This window comes from Neobacillus pocheonensis, assembly GCF_050477905.1.
Lineage (GTDB): Bacteria > Bacillota > Bacilli > Bacillales > Cytobacillaceae > Neobacillus > Neobacillus pocheonensis_A.
This window is the reverse complement of record NZ_JBCNAD010000047.1, coordinates 80,765-96,450: the sequence shown is the minus strand read 5'-3', so window position 1 is coordinate 96,450 and position 15,686 is coordinate 80,765. Positions and strand designations below refer to the sequence as shown.

General features: G+C 41.2%; 9 protein-coding genes. 8 read left to right on the top strand and 1 reads right to left on the bottom strand.

The annotated features are described in order from the left end of the window. Nucleotides 1–158: 158 nt before the first annotated feature. Nucleotides 159–1,268, bottom strand: a complete 1,110-nt coding sequence (locus ABES02_RS24425; protein WP_430140371.1) for a metallophosphoesterase — start codon at nucleotides 1,266–1,268, stop codon at nucleotides 159–161. A 728-nt stretch (nucleotides 1,269–1,996) separates the two neighbouring features. Here ABES02_RS24425 and ABES02_RS24420 point away from each other — a divergent pair. The 8 genes from ABES02_RS24420 to ABES02_RS24385 all read left to right on the top strand — a co-directional run bounded on the left by ABES02_RS24420 (nucleotide 1,997) and on the right by ABES02_RS24385 (nucleotide 15,678). Then, a complete protein-coding gene (locus ABES02_RS24420; protein ID WP_430140370.1) occupies nucleotides 1,997–4,195 on the top strand; it encodes a heavy metal translocating P-type ATPase in 2,199 nt (732 codons plus the stop codon). Between the two features lie 102 nt (nucleotides 4,196–4,297). Further along, a complete protein-coding gene (locus ABES02_RS24415; RefSeq protein ID WP_430140369.1) occupies nucleotides 4,298–4,636 on the top strand; it encodes a metal-sensitive transcriptional regulator in 339 nt (112 codons plus the stop codon). 13 nt (nucleotides 4,637–4,649) lie between these two features. Continuing rightward, a complete protein-coding gene (gene copZ / locus ABES02_RS24410) occupies nucleotides 4,650–4,856 on the top strand; it encodes a copper chaperone CopZ (protein WP_430140368.1) in 207 nt (68 codons plus the stop codon). A gap of 446 nt (nucleotides 4,857–5,302) precedes the next feature. Beyond that, nucleotides 5,303–5,494, top strand: coding sequence for a hypothetical protein (locus ABES02_RS24405; protein WP_430140367.1), 192 nt, complete (start codon nucleotides 5,303–5,305; stop codon nucleotides 5,492–5,494). A 246-nt stretch (nucleotides 5,495–5,740) separates the two neighbouring features. Further along, nucleotides 5,741–7,267: a multicopper oxidase domain-containing protein gene (locus ABES02_RS24400; protein WP_430140366.1), complete on the top strand. Its 1,527-nt coding sequence runs from the start codon at nucleotides 5,741–5,743 to the stop codon at nucleotides 7,265–7,267. A gap of 63 nt (nucleotides 7,268–7,330) precedes the next feature. After that, entirely contained in the window at nucleotides 7,331–8,644 is a 1,314-nt protein-coding gene (locus tag ABES02_RS24395; protein ID WP_430140365.1) for a multicopper oxidase domain-containing protein, read from the top strand. Nucleotides 8,645–8,949: 305 nt separating this feature from the next. Beyond that, complete coding sequence (locus ABES02_RS24390; RefSeq protein ID WP_430140364.1) at nucleotides 8,950–13,422, top strand: multicopper oxidase domain-containing protein; 4,473 nt, start codon at nucleotides 8,950–8,952, stop codon at nucleotides 13,420–13,422. 63 nt (nucleotides 13,423–13,485) lie between these two features. Next, nucleotides 13,486–15,678 carry a PKD domain-containing protein gene (locus ABES02_RS24385; protein WP_430140363.1) on the top strand — a complete coding sequence of 731 codons (2,193 nt, stop codon included), beginning with the start codon at nucleotides 13,486–13,488 and terminating at the stop codon, nucleotides 15,676–15,678. The last annotated feature ends 8 nt before the right edge of the window (nucleotides 15,679–15,686 follow it).

The window sequence follows — 15,686 nt, the reverse complement described above, 5'->3', positions numbered from 1 at the left end:
ATTCGAAAAAATATTTAAATTTCCTTCTTCTGCATTCTTATTTTGAAAAATTTTTATCTTATAATTAGGCTCTGTTAAATTTGTCTGTTGATTTCCGCTCCAATCAACTAGCATTAAAAATCAACAATGTTCTTTAACATAGCTTAAAATTAAACCGATTATACAAATGTAACGTCAATTTGAATGATTTCAGAGCGGCTGCCAATTCGAAGTGGAGGACCCCAAAAACCAAATCCTGATGAAACAATCGTATGAAGCTGGTTTTTCTTTAGATAACCCCAGTCTACTTCAAACATTCTCTTAGTGATCAAATGGTTTGGAGCCATTTGTCCTCTGTGAGTATGACCTGACAATAGCAGGTCCACATGATTTTTTTCGGCTTGTTTTAGTTCAGCAGGTTGATGGTCCATCATAATGATCGGTAGATTGATCTCGGTATTCATTAATAAGTCTTCAATCGGCATTCGATCACGATCGGTTTTATCTTTCCGTCCCACTAAATAAAAACTGTCTGCGATGTTTGTTACCTGGTCTAGCAAAATCGTTATCCCGATTCGATTCATTTCGGTTAAATATCTTGGAATGCCGCCTCCATAATATTCATGATTACCAAGGACCCCGAATACTCCTAATGGAGCAGATAAATCCTTCATCACATCGCCAAAGTTTTTTTGAATGAATGGCTCTGGATCATCATCAATGATGTCACCAGGCATTAAAATAAGATCTGGTTTAAGTGCGTTGACTTCACGAACAAGCCTTCTTGCGTGTGATATACCCGACAATCTTCCAAAATGCATATCAGATGCCATGGCGATTCTCAGTTTTGTAAGCTTACCCGCGTTTTTGGGAATGGCAAGGGAATATTTTCGTACGACGGGGCTATAGGCATTAAATGATCCATATAAAAATAGAACAATAAAAGCAGCTAGTACAAATGCTCCGACCCATTTGACGATTGTTGTGGTAGGAAGGTTAAGGTAGATCAATACCAAAGCGATGAGATTTGCTAGCGGCAGAAAAAGAATGGCATATTGTAATAAGCCAAACCAATAAGCACCAATCACTTTAAAAAAGGGGATTCCTTTTAGGAAATGACCAATAATGTAGGAAAAAGAAATGAGTTCGAGAATGACTCCGAATATCCATTTGTCCTGAAGTCCAAATGCAGTATGGAGCCAAATCCAGCCATTCCAGCCAATATAAAACGTTAAGGCTGAATAAAGTGTAATAATTAAAGCGAAATTCATGATTATCCGTGGCTTCATAGAAAACTCCCTTTTATTGATTTCATTAGGAGAAGAACCTGAAAGGTAGTTCAAGTATTGCATGGTCAAAAGGTCCTGTCAACAAATCAGAACTGCAGAAAAAATAAGACCTGACAACCAGCCAAACATAAATTTTGGGCGGGTGTCAGGCACCGAGATTTATCTATAATGAGGCTAAATGGTGTGCTCTTCTTTCAATATAGTTTAAGTGTAATTTCCGATCCAAATTTGTAAGTATTTGTTGATATTTAAGATGATCTCGCTCTCTTCGTTGTTCCACTAGCATCCTTACTCGATGGTTTCTCCGATAAACCTCGTAACAAACTCCATGGGCTTTCATCATCGCTTTTTCCATTTCATTTGTGTAATTCAGCTTTAAATAATGAATAACGAATCCCTCCGGCTATGATCGCTCTTAGCGACTTATTGTGTTGCACAGTTACTATCTTAGCATCAAGGATTATGCTGCACAAAGTCGATAAAAAGGGGAGAGGAGGTATATGGAGGACTGAGAGAGCATCACAATAAAATACCTCTTGTATGCTTAAAGATTGACCCAAATCCTTCCAATATGAGCATGTTTGAGATGGTTTCATTCCCCGAAGATTATAAATTAAAATGTATAAGGGAAAATTACATTGACAAAATAGGGTAGGGGGGTATAGTATAAAAGTATAAAACAAACAATAAAGCATCCAACTAAGGTTCCATAGATAGGGGGAAAGATTATGAGTTCTATCACGAAAGAAGTACAATTACCGATTACAGGGATGACGTGCGCGGCTTGTGCAGCCCGAATAGAAAAGGGTTTAAATAAACTCGAAGGAGTTCAAGAGGCTAACGTAAATTTGGCGCTTGAAAAGGCGACAATCAAGTATGCGGAAGAACAAACGGATGTGGATAAATTTGTTCAAAAAATTAATGACCTAGGCTACGGAGTAGTTACCGAAAAAGCGGAGGATCAGCGCGAAAAAGAGATTGAAAAACAAAAAGGTAAATTTGTTTTATCACTCATCTTATCCTTTCCATTACTTTGGGCAATGGTGGGCCATTTTGAATTTACCTCATCTATCTATCTGCCAGAAATGCTCATGAATCCGTGGGTGCAATTAGCCCTTGCAACACCTGTTCAGTTTATTGTTGGGAAGCAGTTTTATATCGGCGCCTATAAAGCCCTTCGTAATGGAAGTGCCAATATGGATGTCCTGGTGGCGCTTGGGACATCGGCTGCCTATTTTTATAGCTTGTATGCTTCAATTCTTTCAATCCGAAATGGTCAGCAGTCAATCGAGCTTTATTTTGAAACAAGCGCCATCCTTATTACGCTGATTATATTAGGAAAATTGTTTGAAGCTCGTGCCAAAGGCCGCTCATCTGAAGCAATTAAAAAATTAATCGGCCTTCAAGCAAAAACCGCTACAGTTTTCAGAGATGGTAAGGAACTAGCGATTGCAATGGAGGAAGTAGTGTCAGGCGATATTATTTTTGTAAAACCTGGTGAAAAGGTTCCCGTCGATGGTGAAATAATCGAGGGACATTCTTCACTTGATGAATCAATGATAACCGGGGAAAGCGTTCCGGTTGATAAAACAATAGGTGATTCCGTTATTGGCGCAACGATGAACAAAAACGGTTTCATTAAAATCAAAGCGACCAAAGTCGGCAAAGATACTGCCTTAGCGCAAATTATTAAAGTCGTTGAAGAAGCACAAGGCTCGAAAGCTCCTATTCAAAGATTGGCCGACAGTGTCTCAGGGATTTTCGTACCTATTGTGATTGGGATTGCCTTGCTGACATTTTTCGTGTGGTTCATCTGGGTAAAGCCGGGAAACTTTGCGGAAAGTTTAGAAAAAATGATTGCGGTGCTTGTCATTGCTTGTCCATGTGCGTTAGGACTTGCGACACCAACTTCCATTATGGCAGGCTCTGGACGTGCGGCAGAGGCTGGCGTGTTATTTAAGGGCGGCGAGCATTTGGAAATGACTCATCGACTTACAACCATTGTCCTGGATAAAACAGGAACTGTAACGAATGGCAAACCGGTGCTAACAGATATTGTAGTAGAAGGTCAGTTTAATCAAGAATCATTCATGCAATTGGTTGGTTCGGCCGAGAAGCAATCTGAACACCCTCTTGCGGAAGCGATTGTAAATGCCATGAAAGAAAGGGGGATTCGTTTATTAGAAACAACCGAATTCACAGCGATTCCTGGATATGGGATTAAAGCAACCGTCGCCGGAAAGGAAGTAATTATTGGCACGCGAACATTATTAAATCAACATTGTGTTATTTTTCAATCATTAAATCAAAAGATGGCTGCCCTTGAGGAAAGTGGAAAGACTGCCATGTTAGTAGCGATAGATGGTAAATTCGCAGGCATGGTCGCCGTTGCTGATACCGTTAAAGAGACTTCAAAAGAGGCAATCAAGAAATTAAAAGATATGGGTCTTGAAGTGATCATGATGACAGGCGACAATATCCGTACGGCTCAAGCGATTGCCAAAGAAGTTGGTGTTGATTCTGTCATAGCCGAGGTTTTACCAGAAGGAAAAGCAGCGGAAGTGAAAAGGCTTCAACAGCACGGAAAACTCGTTGCGATGGTTGGAGATGGTATTAATGATGCTCCAGCCCTAGCGATCGCTGATATCGGAATGGCAATTGGAACAGGAACAGATGTCGCCATGGAAGTTGCCGATATCACGTTAATGAGGGGAGACCTAACAAGTATTGCCGATGCCATCTTGATCAGCAAGCAAACCATTAACAATATTAAACAAAATTTATTCTGGGCATTTGGCTATAATACGCTTGGAATTCCAGTCGCTGCAATCGGGTTTCTTGCACCGTGGCTTGCCGGAGCAGCGATGGCCTTCAGCTCCGTTTCAGTTGTCATAAATGCCTTAAGACTTCAAAAAATAAAACTCTAATCATAACGGAGAAATTAAAATAGAAACAAGGTAATGTCACTTGATCTTCATCGAATTACGGTACCGGGGTATGATATAATGTGAAAAAAGGAGGGCGGGAAAATGTCTTTAGAAGATTTTCACAAAGAGGAAGTATCATGCAGTGAACATTGTGAGAGCCATCGGAAAAGCCATCATTCAGATAAAGTAAAGAATAATTTGATCACAAGACTAAATCGGATTGAAGGCCAGATCCGCGGCATTAAAGGACTCATCGAAAAAGACACCTACTGTGATGACGTCATCAACCAAATTTCCGCCACCCAATCGGCGCTAAATAGCGTTGCAAAGGTTTTACTTGAAGGTCATATGAAAAGCTGTGTTGTGGAGCGCATCCAAGAAGGAGATTTCGAGGTCTTGGATGAAGTGCTAACAACCATCCAAAAATTGATGAAAAAATAATGGAGGAATAAAGATGGAAAATGTAACATTAAATGTTAGTGGTATGTCTTGCGGCCATTGTGTAAAAGCCGTTGAGGGCAGCGTAGGAGCTCTCCAGGGTGTAAAGAAAGTAGCTGTTAAATTGGATAAGGGTCAAGTGGACGTGGAATTTGATGGGAATGTAGTTTCACTAAACACCATAAAAGAAACCATAGATGACCAAGGGTATGATGTAAAATAATTTGTTGAGTAAGAACGAGCGATAAAGTTCGTTCTTTTTTTATTTGCTCTGTTAAACGATATTGTTGTTTTTTATACTCTGTTGATTGGAGCGGAAGGCGCTCGACTCCTGCGGGAGTACGGGGCAGGGGAGACCCCACAGGCGCAAAGCGCCGAGGAGGCTTCCCGGCACGCCCGCGGGTTTGCTGAGCGCCTGGAGCGGAAATCAACAGCCAAATTTAACAGCGCCTTTTTATTAACATTTTTTCTGAGACAAGCTGTAAAAGAGGAAGGAATAATTCAGAAAAACGTCGAATATTATATTTTAAATATTCAGATAATTGTGAGGTGAGGTATATTAAAGCCACTAAAATTATTTTTTGGTTGTTATCCTTACTGATACTAGTAATTTGTTTTTATGTATACTCACAATTTTATGGAACGCCATGGGAGAAAAAACAACAAGCAATGAACATGGAAAATTACTTAGAAGAAAAATATCAAGCTGAGTTCGCAATAAAGAAGACTAGTTATAATTTTTTGAGCGAAAGGTATCAATCCTATGCCTATCCAAAAAAGGATTCTCAACTTCTTTTCATGGTAGAACAAGATCCAGATACGAAAGAAGGCTATACAGATACCTTTTATAAATTGAAATAAATGACCTCGGTGAATAGAACCGGGGTTATTTTAAAAACTTGAAACTAGTTAATTTTACCTATTGAAGTTTCAAAATTAAATTAGGAATTTTCCCAACTAGATTTGAATAGTAATAAAGTACCGTCAAGTAGATATGAACCAAGGAATGAGGATGAAGACTTATTTACAGGATTTTTGGATGGTACGCTTGTCAAATTCAAATGGGAAGAATATATCTTATCTTTTATGTGGGTAAAGGAGGAAAACATGAAGAGAAGAGATTTTGTAAAGTATGCTGGGGGCGGCATAGCATCATTAGTTGTAGGGAGCGTTATGCCATCATGGATCTCTAAAAACCCGCTGCTGGCTACCACTGCAAAACAGGTTCAAGAACTAAACTTCACCATTACAGATGCTGTAAAGGACATGGTCACACACAATTCTATTAACAAAGCACAATGTTACTTTTGGTTCTATAAGGAGAAAAATTTCCCTGCAGAGGTTCCAGGCCCCCATATTTTTACAACTGTAGGAAATACAGTAAAAGTGACAGTCACCAATTCCCTCGATGAGCCGCATGCCTTTTACATAAGTGGATTGGTAGATAGTGGTCCAATTCGGCCAGGAGATACGAAAACTTTTGAATTTACCCCGCAAACGGCTGGGACATATTTATATTACGATAATTTAAATGCCCCTGTGAATCGAGTGATGGGGCTGCATGGGGCGTTAGTAGTTATGCCATTAGCGGCTGTTAGCGGTCATAAATTCACCCCATACTCTAAACCGACACCGGGAGTTCAAGAGCTGTTTGATGATTTTGGATCTTCTGCCCATTTTCCAGGATTAGCCTGGGAGGAAGGAGACACGACGACCCATACACCTGCATTTAGACAGTATGTCTGGGTTCTTCATGAAGCCAGTTCCCGTTTATTTGCGGAGGTAGGGAATTATACCCCTGGTAAAGATTATCCGGCCGCACAATTTATGAAGGCCTTTCAATATGATCGGTACAGACCAGATGGTTTAAATAAAAAACCGGAATTCTTCACCATCAATGGACATTCCGGTTGGTTCGCGGCTCATAATCCCTATATTACCCCTAATCAAAGGGTGGGGGAACCGGTTGTGGTTAGAATACTAAACGCAGGTCTTTCGATGCATTCTTTACACATTCACGCAAACCATGTTTACCTAATCGGTGTAAATGGTATCGCTAATGAGAATCCGATTTGGATGGACACCTTAACCGTTAATCCACTGGAAATATTTGAATGGGCAGTACCGTTTATTAGACCACCTGATGTTCCGAATGAACGTGGTATTGGGCTTCCAGATAAGCCGTTAATATCGATACCAAATCCAAGGATTGTTGGTTCTACACCTCACCCGGTTTGGCCGCCAACAGAAGAACTAGGCATGCACATGCCTGACATTGGTGAAAAGGTCGGGGATTATGATTTAGCTGTACAATTATCACCGATTTGTTATCCGATGCATGACCATTCTGAAGCAAGCCAATCTTCTCAGGGAGGGAACTACGGACTGGGTATGATGAGCGGAATTCATTTTATTGGGGATCGGAATACACCTGGTGGAGTAACGACTTTTCCGAATGCTCCAACCTATCATGGACCGGATCAAACGGGAACCGCTGCAGGACCAGAAATGGGGATGGGTGATTCGCACACGATGTCTTCCAATACCACAAATAGTAATGCAAGAACGCAGATTATCCAGGCCCCTATTAAAACGGATCCTGTTAAGAATGAACATCAATCGCATGAAAACTAGTTAATATATTTAAGAATATTTAAGTTTAGAAGAGAATTCATAATTGGGCAAAGGAGAAAAGCTATGTCATTTTCAAAACCAGGTTATCTAATCCCGCGCAGATCAGTAAAGGGCCATGAATCCGACTGGGTTAAATCGTTCAACCCACCCAAGGCTAGTCCACCCACTCCAGAGCTCTTGGCACCAACGAATCCAGTACCAGCATTTGTAGCTGCGAATGTTCCGGGTGCAACAATGGAAATTCCTAACACGCAACGGGTTGACTTAATGCATGGCACTGACTTAACAACATGGGACGGGAAAAAAATGGAATTTTTTCTTATTGCAAATCCTGATGTCCCAGAAGCAGCGAATGGAATCTTTCCAGGTCCAACGATTCGGGTTCCTCGAGGTGCCGTTTTTCATAGTCAAGTGAAAGGGCATGGGCAGCCTCCTCATACTATCCACTGGCATGGCATTGAGCCAACGGCTATTAATGATGGGGTAGGGCATTGCTCTATGGAAATAGGCGACTATGCCTATCAATGGCAGCCGAATCATATCGGCAGTTACTTTTACCACTGTCACAGGAATACCCTTCAGCATTTTGAATATGGGCTGTATGGCTTTCTGATTATCGAGCCGCCAGATGCTTTTGATACGGGTGTTGGTAAAAATCCAGGTGGTTATCCGCGCCGTACTGCCGCAAACCTTACTAATTTCCCTAATTTTCCAGGTTTTGTTGGCGGTAGTCTTGAAAGCGGTGACCCTCATGCGATGACCGTTCCTTACGATGTGGAGGCCTTATGGGTCATAGACGATATTGATTCTGTTTGGCGTGAACAGGCAGAGGATGCGCACCAGACCTTTCCAGAGCATGGAGATCAGCCAGGAGTAAATGATGATTTCCACACGAATGACAGTGGGAAATACAAATTCTTTGCCTTTAATGATTATAATCCAGATTACTTCGTTGTTACGGGTGAGTACTTCCCTGGTCGAGTGGGGAGTACAGCAACAATGCGCCCTGGAGTAACTGTCCCTGCCGGATATAATAGCGGGGTTGCAGGAATGCAGGTTTCTATTAATGCGAAGGTAAACCAGACAGTCCTTGTCCGCATGCTGTGTGCTGCCTATGTGAAGATAAAAATTACTTTCCCAGTGGATGTTATTGTTATTGCCTGTGATGGACGTTCATTTGGCGTCCCGCCGTTTGGAAAGTATAATCATCCATACACGCTTAAGGCTGGAACCCCATTTGAGATGAGTACCGCTCAGCGCTGCGATGTTTTGTTCAGGACTGAAAAACCAATGAACACTTTTGCTCAAGTTGAGTACAGACATCACTTGAGTGATGCATTTCTATTAAATGGACAGATCCCAATTACGGTAGAATAGATACTTATTTACTAGCTTCCCATTCCATTGGGGGGCATTTTTTAAGGATATTTGTCCTAGTTTATAAAATTGAGGAATAAATTTATTTATCAGAATTTTCTAAAACAAGGAGGATTTGTGGGATATTTTGAGAATTAAATAAGATAATTATCCTTAATTCTAGCTTACGTGATGATAAAAGTAATATTAGTTTAGCCCTATACATATAAATTTTTGTAGTGTTTTTATCCATCCATTATGCCAAAATATGAAATTAACTTATTGGGAAACTTTTATCTTTTTAATAAAAGGTGTGTGGTCTTATATTGGATAGAAAGTCACTTTTCATGCTAGTGTTTAGCCTAATAATCTTAATGACCATTTCAGCCATATCCGTTGTTTATATCATGCAATCATCTAAACCACCGCAAGTGGTAGCCTCTGAAAAAGGTATAAATTCAGCTGTAAAAAAGGTGTCAACGAATCAAAGTTTAGCGAGCATACAAGTGCATTCTAATAGCCACATAAATCAACCCGTGACCAATAAAGTTTCTTCGGATCAATCTCAATCTAGTAAACAAAGCCTTCCAACACTAAAAACGAATGCCACTAAGGCGTATACACCTTCATTAACGGAATTAACAAGTAATTTACAGAATAAATGTGAAAAAGGCGCACGTGTTCGTTATTACGAAATAGTAGCCATGAACATCGACATGGTTTACAACAAATTTTCTGCTCACGATCCAAATGCCAAAATTTATGCCTTAAAAGAAGATGTGGAAAAAATACAGAGCGCAATCGAAAGAAATCCTGGGAAACCAGTCAAGGAAGTGGAGCCCCTTACCATTCGGGCAAACAAAGGTGACTGTATTGAGGTTTCTTTTACCAACAAGTTAAAAGAGAAGGCCTCAATTCATATACAAGGTGTAGGATATAACGTTAAAGGGGCAGACGGTACGGTTGTTGGTTATAATCCCGATTCTACGGCTGCTCCAGGCAAAGAGATTCACTACGTTTGGAATGCAGATGAAGAAGGGACCTTTATGTTTTCCAATGGTGCTGATTTTACTTTCTTTACCGACCCAATGCATGGTAAAGGAACAATGGGAGACGGTTTGTTCGGTGCATTAATCGTGGAACCCATTGGGGCGAAATGGACTGATCTGCAAACCGGGGAAGAGATAAAGAGTGGACTTTACGCCAATATTGAACTACCTAATCAACCGGATTTCAGAGAGTATGCTTTATTTTTTCATGATGGGGTAGATGCCATTGGTGGTAATTTGCAGCCAGGTATTCCAAAACCAAAACCGGATGAAGGACCAGATGGCACCACTGAGCCACCTGATGCTGACGGAGTTGAAGGGGCAGGAATTGAAAAAGAGCTTTATGCGGTAAATTATCGAGCCGAGCCTTTAGATGAACGAATGCAAAATGCCATGACGGAAGATGGCAAAGACGCTACTATGTTTTATTCTTCTTGGGTATATGGTGATCCGGCAACTCCCATAACCCCTGCCTACATTGGTGATCCAATTAAATTTAGAATTATTGGCGCCAATCAAGAAGAAAACCATGTGTTTCATCTTCATGGACATCGTTGGAAAAGTGAAACGAAAAAGACGAATACGGTGGACTCTGAAACCCTGAATATCGGTAGTGCCGAAACGCTTGATTTGACTAATAACGCTGGTTATATCCAGGATGGGAAGGGGGCACCAGGGGATTATTTATGGCATTGTCATTTATTCCCACATTATTTACAAGGCATGTGGGGACTCTTAAGAGTTTTTGATAAGCGGCAGCCTGATTTATTGCCGCTAAAGGACAGAAAGGCTCCTGAAGACCCAACTGAAACAAACCCAGGATTTCCAAAATACATTCCTGGAGAAATTGGGAAACGTGCTCCAAAACCGCCGGACCCAGAACTTCGTCCTGCAACTGATGGCGAAAAAGCAGCGCTGGGAGCATTAGTACCTGGGGCACCAAATTTTGATCGCTGTCCAAAGAATTCACCAGTCCGGAAATATAACATTGTAGGGATTGAAACGGACATTGTCTATAATAACGCTGGGGATCATGATCGAGAAGGACGAATGTATGTATTGAAAGAGGATGAAGCGAAGGTCTTAAATGGAACCATGAGGCCTCGTCCACTAGTCATTCGTGCGAACGAAGGGGATTGCGTTGAAGTGACCCTGGAAAACCATTTATTCCAGGCTAAAGAGCCGAATAGGCTGTCGATCCATATTCATTTTGTTGGCTTTGATCCGCTTGGGTCGGATGGAACAGCCGTTGGTTGGAACTATAACCAGGGTGTCCTGCCGGGTGAGAAAATTCGGTACCGCTGGTTTGCAGATGAAGAGGGAAATATCTTTTTCCATGATCATATGTCGGCTGGCGAAAAAGGGTTTCATGGAACATTTGGGGCATTAATTGTTGAACCTAAAGGCTCCAAATGGTTGCATCCTAAGACCGGACTCGAGATTCAATCAGGAACGGAAGCGATGATTGTACCGCCTGACAAGGAGGATTTTCGGGAACAGGTACTTCTCTATCACGATTTTGCCCGAATGTGGGATAAAAATGGAAAGTTGCTTCCATTAGAGGCAGATCCATCAGAGGTTTATAAAGCCCATGGATATGCCGCTGTGAATTACTCGAACGAACCATTTTTCAGGAGGAATAATGCCGACGCTGCCTATGTATTTAGTTCGTGGGTCCACGGCGACCCTCAAACTCCGATTATTGAAAGTTATCCAGGTGATCCAATAAAAATACGGTTAATTCAAGGTGCCCATGAAACGCAGCATAACTTTAATGTCCACGGATTGAGTTGGAAAAAAGAATCAGGGAATCCAGATTCAGAAATATCCTCCACTCAGTCGATTGGAATGTCTGAACAGTTTTCGATGGATATTCAACCAAATCCAGTGGGCGTAAAACAACGAGACTACCTATGGTCTTCCCAACCCATCGAAGATTTATGGAGCGGACTATGGGGCTTTGTTCGAGTATGGGGCGAACAAAATGCCAGTTTGAAAAACCTGCCTGACCGTCAACAATTGAAGGGCAAAACAGATCCTGAAAAGGTTAAACAAATGAAAAAAACGGATCGAAAACCGCTGCAAGCGAGGATCGCCGGGAATATTTGTCCTAAAATTGCACCTGTAAAAAAATATGATATTACAGCCTTCATGAAGGACCTTCGATACAATAAAGCGGGGGACCATGATCCATTTGGCATGATGTTTGCCTTAACCCAGGACGTGGCCGCTATTCAAAAAGGGACGAAGAATGCAGAACCCCTCGTCATAAGGGCAAATGAAGGCGATTGTATCCAAGTAACGTTAAAAAATAACTTACCTTTTAATCCGCCAGAAAATAAAAATGACCCAGACTTATTAATGGCTGGTCAGGTCGTTTGGAAGAACTCAAACCGTGTATCTTTGCATCCGCAAATGGTTCAGTACGATGTCCAGGGCTCTGACGGTGCAACCATTGGTTATAACCATGACCAAACTATCGGACCAGGAGAAATCATTACCTATAATTGGTATGCAGACAAAGAGTATGGGGGAACAATTCTTTATGATTATGGCGACATACGGAGTCATCGCTTACACGGTGCCTATGGGTCACTCATTATTGAACCAAAGGGTTCTACGTACAGAGATCCACTAACAGGGAAAAACTTACTCTCTGGAGCACGTGCCGATATCATTGTTCCGGAAAAACCTGATTTCAGAGAGCAAGCACTGATGTTTGCCGACGGTCTTTATACGATTGGAAAAGATGGCAGTGCGCCAACCCCTGGAGAGGTAGATCCGAAAACGGGTGAGCATGCTGATATGGAGGACCGAGGGGAAAAAGGGATTAATTATAGTTCAGAACCATTTAAACATCGTCTCGCTGCAAATCCTGATAAGTCCTTGGTATTCAGTTCGGTCATTCACGGAGACCCTTCCACTCCGATTCCGGAGGCCTATGTAGGGGATCCGATTCGATTAAGAGTTATGCAAACGGCCGATCGTTCCAGAGGAAGTGTCTTTACGCTCCATAGTAACCGCTGGCATTATCAGTGGACGGATCCGAATTCCAAGCTTGTCTCAAGTCAAGGGTCCCTGACACCTGGAGAAACGCTGGATATTATTCCGATTCAAAAAGAAGGAATCTTGAACCCTGCAGGGGATTATCTCTATCGTGAAATGAAACTAAGAAGATATTTAGAGGGCGGATTATGGGGGATTCTTCGCATACATGACAAGCCAGAATATCAATTGCTTTCATTGCCTGACCGTCAGCCGAGCCCTCCGCTAAATGTAAGAGTGGCAAAAGAATCCAAAACAATTGCTTGGGACCTTTCAGAAAACAAAGAAATTGTCGGGTTCAATATTTATCGGAAAGCGGTACTTGAAAAGGACTTCAAGAAGGTAAATGAGGAGATACTCAATACCAATTCCTTTATCGAGACAAACAATCTGCCTTTTAGTAATTATTATTATGCGGTTACGGCAGTAGACCGTTTTGGAAATGAATCACCATATAGTAAGGAAATCATCATGAATCCATCAAGGATAAAAACACAGCTGAGCAAAAAAATGGTTTTATTTCTTGCGGGTCAAATGATAAACAATTATGGGATGCAACCTGATGAAGATATCAAGATAAAAAGTGAGGATACTAGATTCATAGCACCTATTCTCCAGAATTCTAGAATCGAGAAGATTAAAAAGATAGGAAGGGAATTTCCAGGTTTCAGTAAACCGATTGAGGAACGGGATAAGAGAATATAGAAATCCCGAAAAGAGAGATTTTTATAAAATTATATATCTAATAGTAAAGGTGGGCGGTTATATTTGGAACCAAGGAAAAATACCCATTCTAGAAAAAAAAGGTACCGGAGAATAAATCCTCTAAAACGGTTGTTTTTAGTGACACTATCCGTGCTCATTATGCTTAGTGGTGGGATTTTTGGGGCTGAGGCAGATACTATTACAGATCCTGGTTATAGACTAAAAGCATTTGGTCCGCTTGACGCGGATAATAAATTTCCAGTGTGGTATAAAGATGACCAGGGTACAAGGTTACAGCTTTGTTTAGACGTAAATGACCCAAATTGTGCTTTAGCCCCAGAAGAAATTCCTAACCCTGATGCACCAATTTCACTTGAAACAAAAAATTTCCCAGAAGAATCATTTTATCAGTTAGCTAGTTCTGTGATTGATCTCCCTAATGGTAGAGCGGTTGGAACCTTTGCACTTGAAGCTACTTGGGCTAATGGTATCGTTCAAGATGGGGATCAGATTGTCTTCGGAAGGATTCGCTTTCGGATTGATGGACTAGTAACAGGGCAGACATACAAAATCACACATCCATATGGTGTCGATGAAATAGTGGCTACATCTGCGGATCGGGATAATCCAGAAAATGGAGAGATTAGATTCGTTGAAGACATTGGCGTTACAGGCGGGTTTGGTGCTTCCATGAAAAGTCGTGTGGGAAGATTTTTAAAATGGGATACGGGTGCCCCTGATGGATATATTGGTGATCCAAACCAAGAACATACGATTACCGGCGGATTTGTAGACAAATTCAAAATTGAAGGGGCGGGGGTTGGAAATACATGCGGAACGAACTGTGCTGAAACGAATCTTTTTAGTTTAATGGGAAAAATAGCTACTACAGCAGGTGTTGATGTCTTAACACCTACTTATAGCCACAATGTTGATAGTAATGGCAATGTGACCGGTGGAACCATTGATGTGTTTGCCTCCACTGAAGACGATAAACGCTACAACATTGAAGTTTCCACTGGGATCGAAGGAGATAAAGTTGTGCAAATGAACGGGGGGACGGGTAAATATTATGCCCGGATTGATTTTACAGGAGAAAATCCACCGAAAATAACCGTTACGAATAGAGATGATAAACCTGTTACGATTAAAAAAGATATTACACCTGTAGATAAAATAACAGGGAATGCCATTTACAATTTCTCAACAAAGGAACTTACAGTTACCGCTGAATCTAGTGATAAAGTAAACCATCCAGATTTGTATGTTCAAGGTTTTGATAAATTGGGACCAATACCTAAAGCTGGATTAAAAATACCTGAATTTATCCCGCAAACCATTACAATTAATTCTAAAATAGGTGGGTCTGCTACAATCCCTGTAACATTTGATGGGGATCCTTCTGGTCCACTAAAAGCGAATGCAGGAGTTGATCAAACCGTTTTAGAAGGTGATAGAGTTACACTTAATGGTAAGCAATCACTGGGTGTTGGTGCAGACACTACAATTGAATGGGCACAATTACCACCTATTACAAAACAGGTTGTATTGAATAATGCTAACACGTTATCACCATGGTTTACTGCAGAAAATGGAATGGGTGATTTGCTTTTCCAACTAAAGCTTACCGGACCTAATGGGGTCTCTGAAACTAGCACTGTTAAAGTTACTGTTAAGGATAAGGTCATTGATCCGGCTCAAGCAAATGCTGGTCCTGATCAATCTAATGTAACGCAGGGGACAAATGTTACATTGGATGGAAGTAGCTCATTGAATGCAATTGCCTATACTTGGACCCAGGTTGACGAGCCAAATGTACCAAAAGTAACTATTAATTCACCAGATTCAGCACATCCGACATTTACTTTTCCTAAAAAATTTACTCCGCTGAAATTTAAGTTGCAAGTAAAAGGACAGGATGGCTCTATATCTGAGGATGAAGTTCTCATCACTCCGGTCCCTGATGAATTGACCGTTGTGGCTCCAGCAGAATACCGCACGAGGACAAGTGAGTGGAGATTAGATGGAGCTACAAATATAGCTGGACCAGGTGTAACCGTCACCCTTTACTTCTTAGATCCTAATGTAAAGAATGCGGACGGTACGATAAAAGAACAAAAAATTGGATCAGCAGATGTAGATCCTCTAAAAGCTTGGAGATATAGAGGACCAGGTCCAATATTTACTAGTGGCACAATCAAAGTTTATTCAAGTTCAGGAGATGTTTTTGAATCTGTAAGTATTGTTCGAAAATAATGAAGCTT

Bases quoted from the DNA above. Each gene is read 5' to 3' on its own strand.
- ABES02_RS24420 (WP_430140370.1), top strand. From the start codon at position 1,997: ATGAGTTCTATCACGAAAGAAGTACAATTACCGATTACAGGGATGACG.
- ABES02_RS24425 (WP_430140371.1), bottom strand. From the start codon at position 1,268: ATGAAGCCACGGATAATCATGAATTTCGCTTTAATTATTACACTTTAT.
- ABES02_RS24415 (WP_430140369.1), top strand. From the start codon at position 4,298: ATGTCTTTAGAAGATTTTCACAAAGAGGAAGTATCATGCAGTGAACAT.
- ABES02_RS24400 (WP_430140366.1), top strand. From the start codon at position 5,741: ATGAAGAGAAGAGATTTTGTAAAGTATGCTGGGGGCGGCATAGCATCA.
- ABES02_RS24395 (WP_430140365.1), top strand. From the start codon at position 7,331: ATGTCATTTTCAAAACCAGGTTATCTAATCCCGCGCAGATCAGTAAAG.
- ABES02_RS24405 (WP_430140367.1), top strand. From the start codon at position 5,303: ATGAACATGGAAAATTACTTAGAAGAAAAATATCAAGCTGAGTTCGCA.
- copZ (WP_430140368.1), top strand. From the start codon at position 4,650: ATGGAAAATGTAACATTAAATGTTAGTGGTATGTCTTGCGGCCATTGT.